Here is a 20,445-nt window from a genome sequence, read left to right on the forward strand (position 1 = left end):
TTTAACACTAAAACACTATAGCCAATTATATTAGTAAAAACTATTCATAAAATAATTTAAACGCTTAAAAACATAACATTAACTAATTTTAAACAAAAATTTATGGATGCATTAGAAGCAAAAAGAAAAGGCCGGAAGGTATTATTGGCTGGATTTCTTTCTAACCTGAGTGTAGGTATTCTTTACACTTGGAGTAATTTAAAAGACGCAATTGAATATACCCTTGATCCTGCCACAGGAGAGCGATTATATTCTGCATGGGACGTTTCCCAATTAAATATGCCATACTCTATTGGTGGTGCGGTATTTGCCATTTTCCTAATTTTTGCAGGAAGATTACAAGATAAAATAGGACCTAAAAAAGTAATGATTTTAGGAATCTCTATGGTTGGTTTAAGCACAATTGTTTCAGGTTTAATTGTGCATATACCAATACTTTTTTACATTACGTTTGGTGTAGTTTTAGGTGCAGGTTTAGCTTTTGTATATGATTGTCCTCGTCCAGCCGCAATGAAATGGTTTCACCCTTCTAAAAAAGGACTTATTAATGGTTTGGTAGTAGCAGGCTTTGGTTTAGGTGCCTTATGGTTAGGGTTTGTAGAAGTATATTTATTAGAGAGCTTAGGACTTTCTTTAGAAACAACTTTGATGATTTTAGGAGGATTGATATTGGTAATAGGTATTCCTTGCGCAATGAATGTAATTGATCCACCAAAAGGATATGTGCCTCCAACTCCAGAAGGATACGACCCAAGCAAATCGAAAGTAGCAGCAAAATCTCCATCTGTGTCTTTAGCAACTACAGCTAGAACGCCACAGGCTTGGATGCTTTTAGTAATTTATGCATTTATGTGTTCTGCAGGAGCTTTAGTAATTTCGAATGCTACAGATTTAATGCGAGTTGTACCAGATGGTGGTGAAACAGGAATATATGCAGCTACAATCCTTGGCATATTAGGACTTATGGTACCTTTAACTTCGGTTACCAACTCAATTGGTAGAGCTTCTGGTGGTATTATTTCAGATAAAATAGGTAGAAAACAAACATATTGGTTAATGCACGCCATTGCTGCCTTAAACATGTTAGGTTTTGCTTATGTGTACAACACACCAACATTGGTTGTAATAGGTATTACTTTAGCTTGTGTTACTTACGGTTCAACATTATCTGTAACGCCTACAATTGTAGCAGATTACTTTGGATTAAAGAACTACGGTGCAAACTATGGTTTAGTATATTACGGTTGGGGATTATCTTTAATTATAGGCCCAACAATTGCTCAATATGTTAAAAACGAAGGGCTTAAGGCTGGATTAGAAGGAGCTGATTTATATAAAAATGCTTTCTTGATAGCCGTTGCTTTAATTGTTGTTTCAGCAATCATTGTAACAATGTTAAAACAACCTAAATTTAAGCCTGAACAAATAGTAGATTAAACAATAAAATTATTTTACTTAGAAAATAATTTATCAAAAAAATAAAATAAAAACAAATTATTATACTCAAATTTTAAATTATGAAAAAAGGTTTTTTAATGCTAATGGTACTAGCTGTATCATTAGCAACGTTCAGCACAGTTGAAGCTCAAGAAGCAACTGAAAAGGAAAAGGATTTTACTGTTAAATGGAATGGTTACGTTAAAGGTGATTATATCTTAGACACCCGTAGACTTAATGACACCAGAGAAGGTCAGTACATAGTAATTCCTTTAGGTGAAGATCTTGATGCTAATGGCGATGACCGTAATGCAGAATTTGGATACAACAGTTTTGCCATTGAGTCTCGTTTAAAAGCGAGTTTTACAGGGCCTGATTTTTTAGGAATGAAAACAGCAGGTGTTATTGAAGCTCACTTTTTTGGTGCAAATGGTGCAGACATTAACAGCCTTGGATTAAGGCATGCTTTCTTTACATTATCTAACGATAAGGTAGAGTGGTTATTTGGTCAGTACTGGCATCCAACTTTTGTAACCAATGTATCTCCAGGTACGCACGCTTTTAATGCAGGTGTTCCTTACCAGCCGTTTAATCGTTCTCCTCAGATTCGTTTTAGTACGAAAGGTAATGTACGTTTTACTGCTGCATTGTTAACTGAAAGAGATTTTACTACAGCTAGTGGTAGAGACGATGGTTATGGCGGAGCTGCTGTTAGATTTGCTGGTATACCTACGTTACACGCCCAATTACAATTTGGTAGTGATGACAATTTTGTAGGTGGTTTTGGAACAACTCTTAAAACGGTTGATTTAAACGACAGGCTAAATGGGCAGTTAGCTGAAAATGATAACATTACCAGTTTATCTTTTATGGCTTATGCCAAAGCTCAATTATCTGAAAGCGTAACTTGGAAAGTTTACGGTCAGTACGGTGGTAACACTACAGAGCAACTAATGTTTGGTGGTTATGGAAGAGAAGCTAACGGAGATCTTTTAGATAGTAAAGTATTATCTGCTTGGACAGAATTTAGTGGTAAATTCAATAACGAATTAGCTTGGGGTCTGTTTGCTGGATACACTAAAGATGGTGGATTTGGAGAAGATAACGTTTCTGTTATAACAAGTTCTGGTGTTGAGAATTCTTATAGAATTTCTCCACGTTTAGATTATACAGTTGGTAAAGTTAGACTAGGTGTTGAGCTAGGTTATACAACTGCTCAATATGCAAGTGGAATTGATGCCAATGGTGGTGATCTTATCACAACAGGTATTGATGAAGTGGGCAACTTTAGAAGTGCTTTCTCTGCAACATTTTTCTTCTAGAAAATAAACAGAAAATAAATCATTATAACAAGGAGGCTGTCTGAAAAGATAGCCTCTTTTTTTTTTAAAAACGTCATGGTAAATGTAACAATGGGTTGCATAATTTAACGTGAGTTCTTATAAAACATATCCAATTCTTTGTAATCTACCAATATTGACGTTGGGCTCAATAGTATAAAAAAGCATAAGCAATCAACCCAGGTATTAGGTTATAAACCCTAAACCTATAGGGCTTTTTCTATTCTTTTTTTTCTGAATCCCGAAACACACGTTAAAGATGATTTATAAGTTAACACTATAGAATCTGATCATGCCCCAGATAATTTTTTTTTTGATTTGTACTTTTATAATGCAAAACTTAATTACTGTGGAAGCCAAGAAAGAAACAACAGAACACTTCAACAAACATAAGGTTTGGAGAAAGAAAACCATGGCTAAACAGACTTGCTTTGCAATGTTACCAACCTGTTGTAGAGCACTCGATACAGGAACTCAGATTGAATATTTAAACATCGACCCCCTTTTATAAATACCTAAGGGTAAAATATCAATTATTTTAATAGAAATTCTACCAACACAAATGCAAGATGATGCCATATTGTAAATTATATGGATTTCAAAATCAAGTCCAATTGATGCATTTATCAAAAGTAGCAGAATTTATCTCCAACAATATTTTCAATCCTGCTTTATTCTCTTTTCTATAAATAGCAGCTATATGTTACATATACAAAAGTCTATGTTACATATCAAAATTGAAGCCTAGGCAACCCAAACTACTTTTGTCTTGTTATTTGGATACTTTATCGCTTTATAGGAACTATTCAATAGTTCAGAAATATCCAAACATTTATAATTTATTAATACTAAATCAACTATCATGAAAAAATTAAAAGGAATTTCAAAACTATTATTATTCGTTTTATTAATTGGATTAGCAGGATGCTCAGCCGAGGATGGAGCCGTTGGTCCACAAGGCGAACCAGGAAAAGATGGAATAGATGGAGTGGATGGAGAAGATGGAACAGACGGACAAGATGGAGCCGACGGAACAGATGGGCAAGATGGAAATGCCAATGTTATTTATTCCGATTGGTTCTATCCGGTGTGGAATGAGTTTGATACACCAAGAGCTAAGCGAATGGTTGTTAAAAACCCAGAGTTTGGTAAGAATTATGATGATGGCGTTATTTTATTTTATTGGATTACCAATAACGGTTCTACTTTTCTAGTGCCATGGAATACATATAGCACAAGTACTGGGGCATTAATTATTTCTAGGTCCATGAATATTAGAGGCGGCTCTGGCGATGTATGGATAACCATCAGAAGGTACGATCGAGATTTTGAAATACGGGATACTTATGGACAGTATGACGGGATTACTTACAATAGACTTCGTTATGTTATAATCCCTGGAAATATAAACGCTGGCGGAAAATCATCTTCGAACAAGGCCAACGAAAAATCGCCATTGGATTATAGCAACTACGAAGCTGTAAAAGCATTTTATAATATTCCAGATTAATAACTAAACGCAAATCAGATGAAAAATTTAATTTTATTAGGCACATTAATACTATGGGGATTCCAAGGTATAGGACAAACTAAAAAAATGACCGCTTTTGAGCCAAAACAACATGGTTTCAAGTTTGATAATACCTTCAAGAACATTTTTATAGACGCCCTAGACTGGAGGACAGGAGGCTTATGCGGAGGCATGGTATATTCAGCCTTGGATTATTACAACACACGCGGAAGATCGATACCTAAAACGGCCTATAGACCTACCGAGGGCAGTCCCTTACAGCAATATTTGTATGACCGCCAAGTAACTTCGCTGACTTCAAACCTCGATAAGTGGGGCGAGATTGGTTTTAACCCAGATGGAGTTCGCAATAGTGAGTTCTTCAACTGGGGAATAGAAAACAAGACCGGGAGCAGAATAAACGAATTACGAGCTTACATAGATCGGGGCGTTCCAGTCCCCTTGGGAATGCAAAGTGTGGGCGAAAAAGATTCCGATCCAGGCAACCATCAAGTATTGGCAATTGGTTACGACTTTGGTACACCGCAAGATATTTCCAATGGGAATTATAAACGTAAAATGAGAATTTATGTTTACGACCCCAATTTTAATGGAAAAACAAAAACCATGGTTCCAAACTTTAAGGAAGAGACATTTTACTACCTGGAAAATCCAAAAAAAAGATGGCGAACCTATTTTGTGGATAAAAACTATAGCGTTAAAACACCAGTGCGCATCTCACTTCGAGATTATCCAAAGGACAAAAAAATACATGAGCTTGTATTTGAATTTGCTGTTGGAAAAGATGATTTGCGCGGAGGTAATGATAACTTAAACCTTAGCATTAACTATCATGGTGCCGCTACACAAAGGGTATATAACATTAACAAGGGAAATAAATGGATAGACAACTATTCGCAGTATATCACCATTCCGCTAAAATCTCCCGTAGCTTTGAATAGAATAAAATCAGTTCAGTTAAATACCGTATCGGGAAATGACAATTTTAATTTAAATGCCTTACGAATCAATGCCAGAGGACACCTTGTGAACAAACAGATATACGACAAACGAGGAGCACCTTTAAAGCGTTTTACAGGAAAAGACAAAAGTTATAAGGCTCTTATAAATGCCAATCCACCCATACTAACTCGTAAGCCAGCCAATCACAGAACAGCTGGAAATGCCAGTAAACGAATCCCTTTAAGCAGAAAGAAAATCGATAAATTACGATTTTGGATACGTACCGGCGATGATGATTTAAGGGGTGGCAACGACAACCTAAATATTGTGATTCATTATAAGAACGGGAAACAACAGGTTATAAAGAATGTAAATAAAGGAACGCGCTGGCAAGATAAAAGTGTAAACTCGGTTGATATTACCCTTAATACCAACATCGTCAATATTTCTGAGATCTCTAAAGTAGTACTCCAAACCACGTTTAAGGGAGGAACAGGTGGAGACAATTGGAACTTGAACGCTATACATATTGAAGCATGTAAAGGAGGAAAAGCTGTTGGAGACTATTATAAGAAAGGTACTAAACACAATGTATTACACAGATTTACAGATAAGAAAAAAACCTTCGTTGCAAAACGATAAGCTCAAGAACACAAGACAACTACAAAAACATTTATGGTTCTACCACGAATATTTTGGAAACTAAATTTCGATATGCAGGACACAGGACTTAGGATTTTATGACTTAGAACACAAGATTAAAATACTTGTGATAATAGTTTATTATTTGGGATTAATCGATGAATCGAATTTTCATCAATCGAGAGTCTTACGTCCTTTGTTCCGATGTCGAATTCAATAAATAAAAACTCATTTGAGTTTGATAAAACACAAGCTTAGAAAATCTGGAATAGTTAAAAATTTATACGGCTTGTCTTGGGAACATTTTTAGTCACGCTGCAAAAGAATGAATTCACTCAATAGTAGCCATTAAAGATCTTGATGGTTAAGAGATTTTCAATAGCCCAGTGTAAACAAGATTCAAAACACAAGTTACTTATCATGCTTTTTAAAAGTGAAAATTTTGTATCTTACTTAAGTAAGATTTATCTAATATGAAAAATCGACTTTATCTTTTTTTAAGTTTATTAGTACCTTACTTCGCTTTTAGCCAAGAAACTTCGCAAATAGATTCGTTGAAGCGGCTTCTTAATGATGAAAAGGACGTAGCCAAAACCGTAAGTATTTCAAAGGCGCTTTTCGAGTCGTATTTATACACATCTTTAGATTCAGCAGATCGTTACCGTAAAAAAATCGGACAAATTTCAAAGCAGTATTCTTATACTAAAGGTAATTATTTTTATAACTCCCAGAGTGGTAGATACTATTTTGCCAAAGGCAATCTTGATAGTGCACTACTCCATATAGAAACAGCAGCTAATATAGCTGAAACGCTAGGCAATAAAGCCTTTATGGCTGATAATTATAAAAAAATATCGATTATCTATGATATTTGGAGAAAAGATTCCTTATCGCTAAAATTCATCAATAAGGCTTTAGCAAATGCAAAAGACACAGACGACTGGCGGCTGCTATCCTCTATATATGTGGCACTTGGTAATCGGAGTTTTCAATTCACACAATATCCTGAAGCATTATCTTATTATCTAAAAACAGATTCTATTTACACAACTCATAATAGTCTAGATAAATCTTTGGCTGCAGCATACTCAAACATTGGGTTCATATACACCGAACTAAAAGATTCGCTTGCAATTCGATATCTAAAAAAGAGTATTAATATTTACCATAAACTAGGGCATCGAGAAGGTGTGCACTTCGGAAAAATGGCTTTAGGCGTTCATTATGCAATTCAAGGCAATTGCAAAACGGCCATACAATATTTAATAAAAGCTAAAGATTTTTACGAGGCCTATAAAGATGCTAGCATGCTTGCAGAAATTTATATGAGATTAGGCAATTGCTATTTAAAAGAAAATATTGAAGAAGCTGAAAAATATCTTTTAAAGAGTAATAGTTTTGCCCAGAGTTCTAAGAAAATTACTCTTTTAGCCTCCAATAATACCGCTCTCGGTAATCTTTATAATGCTAAGGAAGAATATACAAAGGCCATCGCTCATTATAAAAAAACAATTCAAATTACTAGTGGTCTTGAGAATGATAAAGCAGAAGGGCTGAATGCTTTAGCAGCACACAAAGGTTTGATAAAAGCATATACCGCATTGAATGATTTTGAATCGGCTGTTAAAACCTATGAAAAAAAAGTGGTTATAGAAGATAGTATTAAAAGGTATCAAAACCGTTTGGTGGTAGAAGAACTTGAAAAAAAATATCAAACAGAAAAAAAAGAACAAGAAATACAGCTGCTAACCTCACAAGCCGAATTGAAAAAGCAAAAATCCGAAAATGAGAAAACGCTTTTTATTGTGGGCATTCTAATTTTGGGCATTGCTCTAATTGCACTTTATATCCTTTTTAGAAACAAACAAAAAACCAACGGCAAACTGCGACAGTTAGAGTCTGCTAAATCCAGGTTTTTCGCCAATATCTCTCATGAATTCCGTACCCCACTCACCCTTATTTCTGGTCCCGTTGCACACCAACTTTCTAAAAAGGGATTGACTCCCGAAGATAAAACCGACCTAAATTTAATAGACAGGAATGCCAATAGACTATTAAATCTTGTAAATCAACTATTAGATTTGTCTAAAATCGAGGCTGGACGAAGAAAACTAAAAATATCCAAAGGAAATTTGAATTTGTTTCTTGAACATCTTGTAGAGCCCTTTAGCTATCAATCTACCCGAAAAGGCTTGACTTTTAACAGTGCCATTAATGTTGCTGAAGAAGCCTGGTTTGATCGTGATCTAATAGAAAAAATTGTGAGCAACCTCCTTTCCAATGCACTTAAATATAGTGAGCAAAACGGGCACATTGATTTTAGAGCAGAAATGGTAAACGCCAAGGTTTGCATCAGTGTTACCAACGAAAACTCGAGCTTAACCGAAAAAGAGCTCCCCACACTGTTCGATCGTTTCTATCAAAATAACTCGGTAAACGAAGGATTTGGTATTGGATTGTCTTTGGTAAAAGAATTGTCCCTTCTATCCCATGGAAAAGTTAAAGCAGATAAGCCCAGCTCAGGAACTGTGAGATTTAGGGTAACCTTGCCTATTTCGAAGGATGTCTTTGCAAAGGAAGACTTCATCTTGACAACTAATCTATTGGAAAAAACAGAAACAGAACTTAATACGGAACTCATACTAGAACCCGAGGATATAGCACACACAACAGGCGAATCCCTTCCGCTATTATTAATTGTTGATGACAACGAAGAAATTAGACTTTTTATAAAATCATTACTAAAAAATGATTATCGTATTCTACAAGCTAAAAATGGAAAAGAAGGAATAGATAAGGCGCTTGAGACCATTCCAGATTTAATTATCTCTGATATTATGATGCCTGTTAAAGACGGAATTTACTTAAGTAATACCTTAAAAGCTGATGAGCGAACCTCCCATATTCCTATAGTGCTGCTAACGGCAAAATCGGCAGAAGAAGATGAATTACTTGGGCTTAAAACTGGTGCCGATGCTTATATGATAAAACCTTTTAAGGAAGAAAAACTAAGAGTGATTATTGAAAAGCTGATAGCATCTAGAGCCACTATTCAGGATAAATTTAGCCAGCAAGTCTTTCTTAAACCTCAAGACATGGAACTCACACCGATTGACTCCAAGTTACTCAATAGAATTCAGAGCCTGCTTGACGACCAACTAACGGATCCAAATTTTGGAGCACAAGTGTTTTCCGACCAGATTGGGTTAAGTCGAATGCATTTACACCGAAAACTAAAAGCCCTTACCGGATTTTCAACCACAGAATTTATCAGGATACAACGGCTTAAACTTGCAGCCAAACTCCTAAAAGATGGCGGTGTAAACATTTCAGAAATCGCATACACGGTTGGGTTTAATCAACCCGCATATTTCTCAACCTGCTTTAAGCAATATTTTGGTTGTTCCCCGTCTGATTACGCCTTTTAACAGAAGGCTTTATTGCATGATATTTCAAATTATCAGAGCTTCATATTTATAATTTTAAGGCTTAATTTTCTACATTAGTACTAGGAGGCTCATCTTTTAAAAAGTAGTTGTAGGTTAGTGTTATTAAAAATACAAATACAGTTGCAAAAACACCTATTAAAACATCATAATACGGTTTTACAGATAGTGCGAGCCGTATAAATATTGTGGCTACAACAAAAGATGAGTAGCGGAATATTTTATAATAATCCATGGTATATCTTAATGCTATTAGTACAATTAAAATATCGCTAAAAATTATCATGGTATAAAACGTATGGAACGAAGGCAAATAATATCCCGTTGCAAAAAGCGTACTTACATCTGAAATTATAATTATTGTAAAAGCAACTATTAAAACTAATGCCAATAGTTTTTTTGCTAAAATAAAACTATTGGTATCAGCTTCTATATGGGTTAAGGGTTTGTGCTTACGCAGTTTATTGGTAAAACCTAAAAGTGTGAAAATAGCTAACGAGCCCATAGCATAAAATATCATATTAATTACAGGTTCGGGTAAATCGCGCCATACAAGATCGTAATTCAGGGTAAAGTTTTTAATATGGCTAAACTCTTTGAAAGCCCCTCTAATAAATATTAACGAAAGTAATTCCAACTGTTTGCCTACCGATCTCGATACCGATTTGGGCAATACAAAAATTAAGCTAAAAAGCTCAAAAGTCAATAAAGCTATAAAGGCAACCTCTATGGCAAAAAACGGATTTTGAAAGTACACATTCGAGCTGCCTAGATAGATGTAGCCTTTTTGTACCAAAAAACTAAGTATAGAGGTTACAATAAATAAGGCAACCAATGAAGAGCTTATTATTTTGTTGCCCAACTTATTTTCGTAAGCCTTTTTTAGTATGTCAAAAATCTTACCGCTGGTTTTGAATATAGATGTTGTCATTTTTTTTAAGGTTTTAAATAAAAAATCCCCAATATTAAATCTTATCAAATTAAGATAAAAATATCGAGGATATTGTCTTTTGAGAGTAGTTTTTTTAATTGGCAATTATCCAATACACACCAAATAACATGGCAAATAACGCACTTGCAATGCGAATACCTTTAAAGAACGAATCGTTATGGTCTTTTTTAGAAAACGATGCTATTTGCCCCATTACAAAAGCAAAAGCGCTCATGGCTAACAAAGTTCCAATAGCAAAACCACCAATATAATAAATCGACTCACTTTTAGAAGTAAAGCCCAGAACAGGTAAAAACAATAAAAAATGAGCTATACCCGCCAAACCATGTACTAAACCAATAAAAAGGGTTGAAATATTGCTTTGCTTGATATTTGTGTGGCTGTGGGCATGGTTTTTTTTGCCTTCGTGCTGGTGCCCGTGTTTATGGATTATTACATTTTCGTCTGCATGCACATGTAAATGCTTATGCACTTTTTTGTTGGCTCTAAAAATTTTTACAAGTATCCACAATCCTAATAAAAACAAAATAACACCTACAAATTTTTCGCTGTGCACAGATATTTTTTCAATGGGTATTAGGTCTTTAAAAAATAGAAAAAGCATGCCAATTATTAGCATGCCAGATAAATGCCCAATGCCCCAAAGTAATCCTACTTTCCAAGCCTTTTTTACCCTTTCAATGGCAAATGGAGCTACCGCCGCCAAATGGTCTGGTCCTGCAATAACGTGTAATATTGCAGCACTAATACCGGTAAACAGCGGAAAAGCATCCATTAACTATGTTGGTTATGCAATTGAGGCCGCAAGGATATGGTCTTCAATCTTTTTAATGATTTTGTAAAGCTGTTCGCCGCTGTTGCCAACAATTCTTATTACTACCGCATCCTTTATGGTGGTACTTAAACCAAACTCGATATCTTCCTCGAATTCTGCGTTTTCCAGAAGGCTTTCGTATATCTCATCTTCACTTAAATCGTTTTGATATGCAAATAATGTAGCCTGATGGGTATAGCCTTCAAGCTGTCCCATGGTATTAACGTCTAGTTTTTCAGGTTCAAAAAGCAGTTTGTCGTTAAAGATAAGTTCGTTATCAACAAAAACTTCTGTATGAGTTAAGAAACGTTTGAACACAAAAGTTTCGCCATATAATTTTCTTCCGCAAGTTATGACTTCGCCCCAAATCAATTTTGAGGAGCTTTTTAAATGAATTGTGTTTTTAGCAAAATAATCTGAGTTTCTGTGCGGTACCGTTGGGTGGGGTACAAAGTGGAACAACCCGTTTTCGCCAACATTTACTTTTACCTCTTGAAATGCCTTCCCGCCTTCGTCCATTTCGTATATTCTTTGGTAGGCTTGGGTTTCTAGTCCAAGTGCGGTATCGTCGGCTACGTTTATTTGCATATCGTAAAAATCTCCAGATAACATACCTGGGGAGTTACTACGAATCATGTATCTTAACCACGGATCGCTTGGAGTTCTTACGTCAAAGCGCAATAGTCCAAAAGGTACTGTGGTGTATTTATCTATTAAGCGGTGGTATCCATCAACAATACCTGTTGATAATTTTAATTCGCATAAGTTTTTTTTCATTCGTTTATTTTTTGTGTTAAAGAAAATGTAGTAAGATGCACAGTTGTTTTTACTACATTTTCTTGGGCTTTAACTGGTTATAATTTTTACTTTGCAAAAGCAGGTTCTTTTACATCTTCTAGTAGTGCATATTTTTTAATCCACCCTATAACGGTATCGACACCTTCGCCAGTTTTTAAATTGGTGAAAACAAACGGTTTGCCGTTGCGCATTTTTAGAGCATCTTTTTTCATGCTATCTAAGTTTACGCCTACATAAGGAGCTAAATCGAATTTGTTTATTATCAATAAATCCGATCTGGTGTTGCCTGGGCCTCCTTTTCTTGGTATGTCTTCTCCGGCAGCGGTATCGGTAACAAAAATAGTTAGATCTACCAATTCTGGGCTAAAGGTAACCGATAGGTTATCACCACCACTTTCTACAAATAAAAGTTCCATGTCTGGGTGTCTTTCAGCCAATTCATCAACGGCTTCCAAATTCATACTGGCATCTTCCCTAATAGCGGTGTGTGGGCATCCTCCGGTTTCTACGCCTACAATTCTATCGGCATCTAAAAGGCTGTTTTTTTGTAAGAACTTTTCATCTTCTCTGGTATATACGTCATTGGTTATAACGGTTATGTAATAGTCTTTCGCCATTTTTCTTGATAGTATCTCTATCAATGCAGTTTTACCTGCTCCTACAGGGCCAGACACCCCTATCTTTACATATTTTCTCATAATTAATTGTGATTAAAAAATTTTATTTTTTTGTTTATTTCTTTGTGCGTTTAGCTCATGTACAGTCTTGAATACAGTTTTTCATGTTGCATAGAGCGTAAATCGAAACCTACACTGGCTAGACCTACCAATTCTCTATCTAAATTGATTGTTTTTTCAACCATGTTTTCAATATCTTTTTGGATGCTGAACAGTACTTCTTGCCCTTGTATTTGCCCCAGTGGTACCAGTTTTACCGCATTGGTAATCATGCCGGCTGCGGTAGAGAAATAAAAAGCAGATAGTGCTTCGTTTAGAGCAATATCGCTAGCAAAACAAACAACACCATAAACAACGGCATAGTTGCCAACATTTTTGTTTTTTAAGTATTTTCCTAAATCTTTTAGGATGGCATGGTCGTTTTTATCTTTAAAAATCTTGAATAGTCTAGCACCAAGTTTATGGCTTCCTTCTCTAATTTCTTTTGGGCTTTTTAAGGCTGTGCACTCTGAGTCTAGAGCGATTACTTGTTTAAAATCATTGTTCTTCAATGCATCATAAACCAGTTTTACATAAGAAGCGTCGTTGTGTAATATGTTGTGGTTTAGCATGTTCTGTAAAAACACCAGTGTGCTTTCGGGGTCTGTTACAATACCTTTTTGAACATAGGTTTCTAAACCGTTAGAATGTGAGTAGCCGCCAATTGGTAAATTGGGGTCTGAAACGTGCAATAGACTTAATAGCGTATTTGTTTTCATATATTAATTTTTATTGGGTAAAATTTTACTAAAAAGGCTGTCCATATCAATAAGCGTATCATTTGTTACGGTATGTTCTGGAGTTGCTTTTAGCATATTCTCAAAAATTCTTTTTCCTTTTATTGGGTTGTACCCCGATTTATTTAACACGTTGTAAATAGGATCTTCGTACGGGATGATAATTTCGTCGTTTTCTATAAAAATAGGGATGTGTTGGTTGCCTATTTCGTAGCATACAGTACCCATTTCCATCATGGTTTGGGGCTGCACTATAACAGCATCTGCGGGCAGTACGTTTGCTAGGATTATTTGGTGGTCGTCTTCGTAGAAAACATCGAAGTGTTTAATTCTAAAATTTTCCTTTAAAATCCTTAGGGCAACTTCCTCTCCGTTATTTGTTACTTTTCGCAGTACTTTTCTTGTTGTCTCAAACCATTCAATATCAAAGTAATCTACTTTTTTTGTCGATAGATCTTTGTCTTTGGCATTGTATAAAATTTCAGAAATAATTTTCATTTAAAACGATATGTTTAAAACTTGGTTTTTTTTAAAATCCAGTTGTTGTTTTCTATTTTTTTGGAGCCTTGCAAATTTAAGTAATTTACTTTGATTTTTAAGGGCTTTTTTGTTAAAAATGTTTGTTAATGAGGCTGTTAGGTTGAATAAGTTTTGTTATAAAAACCGAAAGGGTTTTGTGCTGATTGCTACCTTTTTTTTGTGCCTTTACTTGTTTAGTTTTTTCGGTTTTCAACCGCTTGTAAACTTAAATGTGCATAGTGTTGCTTTCTTGAAATTTAGCGTTTCTTAGTTTTTTAATTTTACGGTGTTTTGGTTGCGAGAAATGTTTCTTGATTTGTTTTCTTATTCAAAAATTTAATTAACCTATAACAAGATCATTTTAAAAAAACAGCCATATCAAATACAGTTTTATAAGTATTCAATATGGCTGCTAAATTTATAATTATAAGGTATAGGTAAGTGTCTGTACTTTATAATTAAACATAGGTTTATTTCTTGTTTTAGAACATGAAATATCTCTGTGCCATAGGTACTACGTCTATAGGCTCACAAGTAATTGATTTACCATCAACTTTTACATCGTAAGTTTGAGGGTTAACCTCAATGTTAGGCGTAGCATCGTTAAGAACCATGTCTGCTTTACTTACGTCTCTACAGTTTATAACTGGCATAACGTGTTTTTCAAGACCATAGCCTTGAACAATTCCTTTGTCAATAGAAACTTGAGAAACGAATAGTGCAGAGGTTTCTTTCATGGCTTTGCCGAAGTAACCAAACATTGGCTGATAAGTTACAGGTTGTGGTGTTGGAATAGAAGCATTGGCATCACCCATTTTAGAACCTAATACCATACCACCTTTGATAATTAACTCTGGTTTAGCACCAAACATATCTGGTCTCCACATTACTATATCGGCCATTTTACCAACCTCGATAGAACCAACTACGTGGCTAATACCATGAGATATTGCTGGGTTAATAGTGTATTTAGCAACGTATCTTTTAATTCTGAAGTTATCGTTACCTGTACCTTTATCTTCTTCTAAAGCACCAAATTGTTTTTTCATTTTATCAGCAGTTTGCCAAGTACGGCATACTACCTCACCAATTCTACCCATGGCTTGAGAATCTGAACTCATCATAGAGAACACACCCATGTCATGTAAAATATCTTCAGCAGCAATTGTTTCTTTACGGATACGAGAATCAGCAAACGCTACATCTTCTTTTACGTTTTTATCTAAGTGGTGACATACCATTAACATATCTAAGTGCTCATCTGCTGTGTTAACAGTAAATGGTCTTGTTGGGTTTGTAGATGATGGTAAGATGTTTGGTAATCCAGAAATTGTAATAATATCTGGAGCGTGTCCTCCACCTGCACCTTCAGTATGGAAGGTATGGATTGTTCTACCACCAATAGCTTCAACAGTATCTTGAACAAAACCAGCTTCGTTTAAGGTATCTGTATGGATTGCTACTTGTACATCGTACTTATCGGCAACGGTTAAACAGGTATCAATTGCTGATGGTGTAGAACCCCAGTCTTCGTGAAGTTTTAAGCCTAAAGCACCTGCTTCAACTTGCTCTATAATTGCAGCTTCAGAAGAAGAGTTACCTTTACCAAATAAACCAAAGTTTAATGGCATATCGTCTAGTGATTGAAGCATTTTTTCAATATTCCATGCACCAGGAGTAACCGTAGTAGCTAGTGTACCGTGGTTTGGTCCTGTACCACCACCAATCATGGTTGTAATACCACCGTATAATGCAGTATCAACTAACTGAGGGCAAATAAAGTGAATATGCACATCTAATGCACCTGCAGTAAATATAGCGCCTTCTCCGCCTAAGGCTTCTGTTGAAGCACCAATTACCATACCTGGAGTAACACCGTCCATAGTATTAGGGTTACCCGCTTTACCAATACCAGAGATTTTACCATCCTTAATACCAATATCTGCTTTTACAATACCCCAGCTGTCAATAATAACGGCGTTTGTAATAACTAAATCTAAAACGCCTTCGTCACGAATGTGCGTTGCAGATTGTGCCATACCATCTCTAAGAGTTTTACCTCCACCAAATTTATTTTCCTCACCATATACTGTGAAATCTTTTTCAATTTCAGCAAATAAGTCACTATCACCTAAACGGATTTTATCTCCAGTTGTAGGGCCATACATTGAGGCGTACTTTTGTCTATCTATTTTACTCATAATATTATTTTTTAGATTTTTTTATTGAATTATTTTTTGTGTCTTAAGCTAAAGCCTCTAACTCTACCAATACCTCCAAATGGTATTAATTCTACATCAGCATTTGTTTCACCTGGCTCGAATCTTACAGAAAGACCTGCAGGTATAGCTAATCTTTTTCCTTCAGCGGCAGCTCTATCAAATTCTAAAGCTGGGTTTGTTTCAGCGAAATGAAAATGAGAACCTACTTGTATTGGTCTGTCACCAGTGTTTGTAACTTTAATTTTAGTTACTTCTTTTCCGGCATTTAATTCAATGTCTCCTTTCCCGTAGATGATCTCCCCAGGAACAACGTAATTATTTTTTTTTGCACTCATAATGTTTTTGTTTTTTTGGTTAGGCAATAGGATTGTGTACTGTAACTAGTTTAGATCCGTCTGGGAATGTTGCTTCAATTTGTACATCGTGTATCATTTCTGCAACACCATCCATAACGTCTTTACGGCTAATGTAAGTAGTGCCCTCTTCCATTAAGGTCGCTACCGATTTGCCTTCGCGTGCCCCTTCTATAAGCCTTCTTGCTATTAAAGCAACAGCTTCTGGGTAGTTCAATTTTAAACCTTTAGCTTTTCTGTCTTCGGCTACAGTGCCAGCTAAATAAAGCAGTAATTTCTCTTGTTCTCTTGGTACTAATTGCATAATTTAATAATTTAAATGAATAATAATTTTTGTTATGTAATAAATTTGATAAGTATTTCTGTAATACTTTTTATTTTTTGTTGAGATATCCCTTGTTAAGGATTCATCATTCTTACTAATTTTGATGTATTTGGGTTAGATTTATCTACTCCAGCTCTTACCGATAGCATGATCCAACTGGCTATAATAAAGCCTATGGTGTATGTTGCCATTACTTGGCTAAATGCATAGTGTATTAAAATAGCAAGCAGTGTGCCTACAATAACATAGATAAAGTCTGCAATTTTAGGCCCTACAAATGCACAAGCTACCAATATTGGAGAAAAACCATAAATACCGTTAGCAAGTGTATTGGCATCTATACCCAATATGTAATGTGCAAACAGGGTACCTACAGTAGCTGCAACAGTAGCGTACATTGCCGCTGCCGGATTAGCAATTGCAATACCTAAAAAGATTAAGATACCTGTTATAAAATTGGCACCAAAGTTAACTTCTGCCCAACCAAAAAATGGAGATTGTATTGCGGCTACGGTTGATGTGTAATCTGGAAGTGCAGGCGTAGTTTGCTCTAAGCCCATAACGCCAAAATGGCTAAAGCCCCAACAGGTTACCCAACAGGTTACCACAAACGGAAAGGTGTAAGCTACTTTACCGTTTCTTACAAAAAGGTTCATAACAATTGTGGAAATTACAGCAGATACTGCTCCAATGATCCATACAATAGGACTAGATGCATCTACTAGACCATAAGTAAAAATAGCACACATAAAGGCTAAAGAACCATTAAAGCCATAAAGGCCAAAAAGAATGTCTTCTTCTTTATACTTTAATACTTTGGCTGTTAATGTGCCAATAATAGCACCTAAAATACAGGTTACGCCTAATGCCCAATGGCTAAAAAACATACCAATTGTGATAAGCACTCCCGCCCATCCATTGTCTTGTAGAAATATTTGACCTACCCCTACAAAGCTGGTTTTAATAAACTTCATTATAAATTGTTTTGGTTAATTTTGATTGTTTAATTATTATATTTATTGTTTACTTTTCTTTTTTCTCTTTATGTTTTTTTAGGATCCAATTTGTCCACTCTTCTAATCCTATACCTTTAATTGTAGATATTTCCAGTACATCAATGTCGGGGTTTACGGATCTGGCATCTTCAACAACGGCATCAACCGAAAAAGGTAAGTAGGGCAGTAAATCTGTTTTTGAAACCAACATGAGTTCGCTTGTCAAGAACATTTTTGGGTATTTACTTGGTTTATCATCGCCTTCGGTGGTAGAGATTAGCGTTACCCTAAAGTCTTCTCCTAAATCGAATGAAGACGGGCACATTAAATTACCCACGTTTTCTATAAAAAGAACGTCTGTGTTTTCAAGATCTATTACGTCTATGGCCTGCAGGATCATTTGAGATTCAATATGGCACATACCGCCTGTTACTATTTGCAGGGCATTTATGCCAACATCTTTCATTCTTACGGCATCTCTATCGGTCTCTGGATCTGCTACCAATACAGCCATATTAAGCTTGTCTTTAAGCAGTTCGCCTGTTTTCTGCATGAGTGTGGTTTTTCCGCTTCCGGGAGAAGAGCACACATTGATAACTAAAATATCTTTTAGTTGTTCTCTAATTCTTTCTGCAACAAAATCGTTGGCTCTTAACAGGTTTAACGAGACTTTTTCGGTATCGATACTCCCAGCTGTAATTTTGGAAGATTTAGGCTTCGTTGTATTCATTTTCGTTTTTAAAATTTATTTCGTTAATATATAATTCTTCTCCTTGTACAATGTTTCTGCAAGGCGAATTGCAACTTGCACAAACAAAGCGATTTTTTTCTACTTCTGTTCTCTCACCGCATTTACATTCTATAATTACCGGTAGTGTATCTACAATTAATTTAGTGTTGTAATACTGTGGAAATTCCATTACAAAAGCCTTAAACGCATTTGTAATTAATATGGGCTGCACATTGCTTAGCAAGCCAACTTTTAAATGTATTTCTGAAACTCTTTCAAATTTCTCTGGAAACTCTTCTTCAATTCTCTCGAAAGTACTTCGAATCAAATATATCTCGTGCATTAATTTGATTATTGGTTAATTAAAATTTAAACCCAAATGGTTTATATAGATTTTAAATTTTCAATGTGGTAAAGTAAATGTTACAATTAGTTAGGTTAGGTAACGAGCTAGATTAATGGAGATATTTTAAGGGAAGAGTATAGAATGAACAGGCTAACTTTCAGTCCTGTTTTTAAGTGCTTTACATTTTGAGCTGTTTCAAAAGTAAAGATTGTATTGGTAGTTTTGGTGTTAAAACCGGATTCTGTAGTGCAGGTGTTGGTTTTAGATGTGGTAAAACTGTTTATTGCAGTATAGGATTTAAGCGATTTGTCTTGAAAATCGACGTAAGCAAACTCGTTGTTGTCTTCAACAGGAAGGTTTTTAGATTGGACATCGGCAAATATCCCCATTGCAAAAACCAACAATATGCTGTTTCTTATTAAGTTAGGGTTTGTTACTGAGTCTTTCACTTTTGGTATGGTCTGTTTTTAAGTTTTTTTATGCTCCATCAAAGATATAAATTATATCAATGAAAGTATAGGTTAAAGTAATAAACGGCTCTTATTTGTCAATAATGTACATTTAATTGGCAACAAATGAATTTGAAGTATTGTTTTAATCGTAAATACACTCAAAAAGCATTTTAAAATTCTTACAATATTGAGACTTGCTCTGTAAAATGCCATGTACCACCAATTTGGTATAATGCCTTAAATTACAGTCTCAAAGCTAATTTATTTTTTTTAAATTAGCAAGTCTGTGTATTGTTAATAATGCGTTAAAGCGCGGTTAAATGACGGGGTTTTACTTTAATTGAAGAAATTTCATAAAGTCTGAGTATTTCCGCTGGGAAATGGGCAGTAAATCTCCGGTCTCCATTTCACAATAAGAAGAGCCGGCACTTTTGTGGATTTTTTTAAGGTAATCTAAATTTACGAAATACTTTGAGTGTATTCTGTAGAAGTTCCCTTGAATGGATTTTTCGTATTTGCCCAAGTTTTTTGAAGACATAATACGCTTTTCGCCTGTTAAGAAAAAATTAGTGTATCGGCTGTCCGACGAAAGGTAAACAATATCCTTTATTTTAATTAATTCTATGTCCTTAATTGTGGGTATGGCAATAATTTGGGGCGAATCCAAAGTATGGCGCAGGGCGTTTATTTGGTTGCCGTCTGTAAAGGTTTGGCGCTCAATTTCTTGGGTGGCCTTGTTTACGGCCACGATTAAATCTGATTTCTTAATGGGTTTTACAATGTAAGCAATTGTATTGTAGTCAAAAGCTTTTATGGCATACTTATCAAAAGAAGTAATAAATATAACCTTGGCGTCTAATTGGTCTATCTCTTCCAATACATCGAAACCCGTATGGTTGCCGTCTAGATTAACGTCCATAAATATTAGGTTCGGGCTTAGGTTGTTTATCAGCTCGACCGCATCTTTTTTTGTGTTAGCACTACCAAGAATATTTATAGACGGACAATTTTTTTTAAGCAAACGTGTTACAAGCTCTATATTTTCTTTCTCATCATCAACGATTAACGCTTCTATCATTATGTATTGGATTGTATGTTTTGAATACTTTTAATGCTGAACAAAAATAAAAATTAAATTCATTAAACCA

Annotated in this window: 19 protein-coding genes; 5 read left to right on the forward strand and 14 right to left on the reverse strand. The window is 35.3% G+C overall.

Annotation, left to right across the window (positions count from 1 at the left end; all coding sequences use genetic code 11):
- The first annotated feature begins 102 nt into the window (after positions 1-102).
- The 5 genes from ACFSQS_RS10025 to ACFSQS_RS10045 all read left to right on the forward strand — a co-directional run bounded on the left by ACFSQS_RS10025 (position 103) and on the right by ACFSQS_RS10045 (position 9,320).
- Positions 103-1,437 (forward strand): OFA family MFS transporter, encoded by a 1,335-nt coding sequence (locus ACFSQS_RS10025; protein ID WP_388017901.1) that lies wholly within the window; start codon positions 103-105, stop codon positions 1,435-1,437.
- Positions 1,438-1,517: 80 nt separating this feature from the next.
- Positions 1,518-2,759, forward strand: a complete 1,242-nt coding sequence (locus tag ACFSQS_RS10030; protein ID WP_388017904.1) for a hypothetical protein — start codon at positions 1,518-1,520, stop codon at positions 2,757-2,759.
- Positions 2,760-3,639: 880 nt separating this feature from the next.
- A complete protein-coding gene (locus tag ACFSQS_RS10035; protein ID WP_388017907.1) occupies positions 3,640-4,287 on the forward strand; it encodes a hypothetical protein in 648 nt (215 codons plus the stop codon).
- A gap of 18 nt (positions 4,288-4,305) precedes the next feature.
- Positions 4,306-5,892, forward strand: a complete 1,587-nt coding sequence (locus ACFSQS_RS10040) for a hypothetical protein (protein WP_388017910.1) — start codon at positions 4,306-4,308, stop codon at positions 5,890-5,892.
- Between the two features lie 473 nt (positions 5,893-6,365).
- Positions 6,366-9,320 carry a response regulator gene (locus ACFSQS_RS10045; RefSeq protein WP_388017913.1) on the forward strand — a complete coding sequence of 985 codons (2,955 nt, stop codon included), beginning with the start codon at positions 6,366-6,368 and terminating at the stop codon, positions 9,318-9,320.
- A 61-nt stretch (positions 9,321-9,381) separates the two neighbouring features.
- Here ACFSQS_RS10045 and ACFSQS_RS10050 read toward each other — a convergent pair whose 3' ends face one another.
- The 14 genes from ACFSQS_RS10050 to ACFSQS_RS10115 all read right to left on the reverse strand — a co-directional run bounded on the left by ACFSQS_RS10050 (position 9,382) and on the right by ACFSQS_RS10115 (position 20,375).
- Entirely contained in the window at positions 9,382-10,269 is an 888-nt protein-coding gene (locus ACFSQS_RS10050; protein ID WP_388017916.1) for a hypothetical protein, read from the reverse strand.
- A 94-nt stretch (positions 10,270-10,363) separates the two neighbouring features.
- Positions 10,364-11,065 (reverse strand): urease accessory protein UreH domain-containing protein, encoded by a 702-nt coding sequence (locus tag ACFSQS_RS10055; RefSeq protein WP_388017919.1) that lies wholly within the window; start codon positions 11,063-11,065, stop codon positions 10,364-10,366.
- A gap of 12 nt (positions 11,066-11,077) precedes the next feature.
- A complete protein-coding gene (locus ACFSQS_RS10060; RefSeq protein ID WP_388017922.1) occupies positions 11,078-11,881 on the reverse strand; it encodes an urease accessory protein UreD in 804 nt (267 codons plus the stop codon).
- An 86-nt stretch (positions 11,882-11,967) separates the two neighbouring features.
- A complete protein-coding gene (gene ureG / locus ACFSQS_RS10065; protein WP_388017925.1) occupies positions 11,968-12,600 on the reverse strand; it encodes an urease accessory protein UreG in 633 nt (210 codons plus the stop codon).
- Between the two features lie 50 nt (positions 12,601-12,650).
- Positions 12,651-13,337, reverse strand: a complete 687-nt coding sequence (locus ACFSQS_RS10070) for an urease accessory protein UreF (RefSeq protein WP_388017928.1) — start codon at positions 13,335-13,337, stop codon at positions 12,651-12,653.
- A 3-nt stretch (positions 13,338-13,340) separates the two neighbouring features.
- Positions 13,341-13,853 carry an urease accessory protein UreE gene (locus ACFSQS_RS10075; protein ID WP_388017931.1) on the reverse strand — a complete coding sequence of 171 codons (513 nt, stop codon included), beginning with the start codon at positions 13,851-13,853 and terminating at the stop codon, positions 13,341-13,343.
- A gap of 503 nt (positions 13,854-14,356) precedes the next feature.
- Complete coding sequence (ureC, locus tag ACFSQS_RS10080; protein ID WP_388017934.1) at positions 14,357-16,075, reverse strand: urease subunit alpha; 1,719 nt, start codon at positions 16,073-16,075, stop codon at positions 14,357-14,359.
- A gap of 29 nt (positions 16,076-16,104) precedes the next feature.
- On the reverse strand, positions 16,105-16,431 hold the full coding sequence (locus ACFSQS_RS10085; RefSeq protein WP_388017937.1) for an urease subunit beta: 327 nt from the start codon (positions 16,429-16,431) through the stop codon (positions 16,105-16,107).
- Positions 16,432-16,450: 19 nt separating this feature from the next.
- Positions 16,451-16,753 (reverse strand): urease subunit gamma, encoded by a 303-nt coding sequence (gene ureA / locus ACFSQS_RS10090; RefSeq protein WP_388017940.1) that lies wholly within the window; start codon positions 16,751-16,753, stop codon positions 16,451-16,453.
- A 95-nt stretch (positions 16,754-16,848) separates the two neighbouring features.
- Positions 16,849-17,748, reverse strand: coding sequence for an urea transporter (locus tag ACFSQS_RS10095; RefSeq protein WP_388017943.1), 900 nt, complete (start codon positions 17,746-17,748; stop codon positions 16,849-16,851).
- A 49-nt stretch (positions 17,749-17,797) separates the two neighbouring features.
- On the reverse strand, positions 17,798-18,499 hold the full coding sequence (gene hypB / locus ACFSQS_RS10100; RefSeq protein WP_388017946.1) for a hydrogenase nickel incorporation protein HypB: 702 nt from the start codon (positions 18,497-18,499) through the stop codon (positions 17,798-17,800).
- A complete protein-coding gene (locus ACFSQS_RS10105) occupies positions 18,480-18,842 on the reverse strand; it encodes a hydrogenase maturation nickel metallochaperone HypA/HybF (RefSeq protein ID WP_388017949.1) in 363 nt (120 codons plus the stop codon). The genes hypB and ACFSQS_RS10105 overlap by 20 nt, the downstream gene beginning before the upstream one ends.
- Positions 18,843-18,949: 107 nt before the next feature.
- Positions 18,950-19,294 (reverse strand): hypothetical protein, encoded by a 345-nt coding sequence (locus ACFSQS_RS10110; RefSeq protein WP_388017952.1) that lies wholly within the window; start codon positions 19,292-19,294, stop codon positions 18,950-18,952.
- 334 nt (positions 19,295-19,628) lie between these two features.
- Complete coding sequence (locus ACFSQS_RS10115; RefSeq protein ID WP_388017955.1) at positions 19,629-20,375, reverse strand: LytR/AlgR family response regulator transcription factor; 747 nt, start codon at positions 20,373-20,375, stop codon at positions 19,629-19,631.
- Between the last annotated feature and the right edge of the window lie 70 nt (positions 20,376-20,445).

It is taken from the genome of Gelatiniphilus marinus (assembly GCF_042684345.1).
Taxonomy (GTDB): domain Bacteria; phylum Bacteroidota; class Bacteroidia; order Flavobacteriales; family Flavobacteriaceae; genus Gelatiniphilus; species Gelatiniphilus marinus.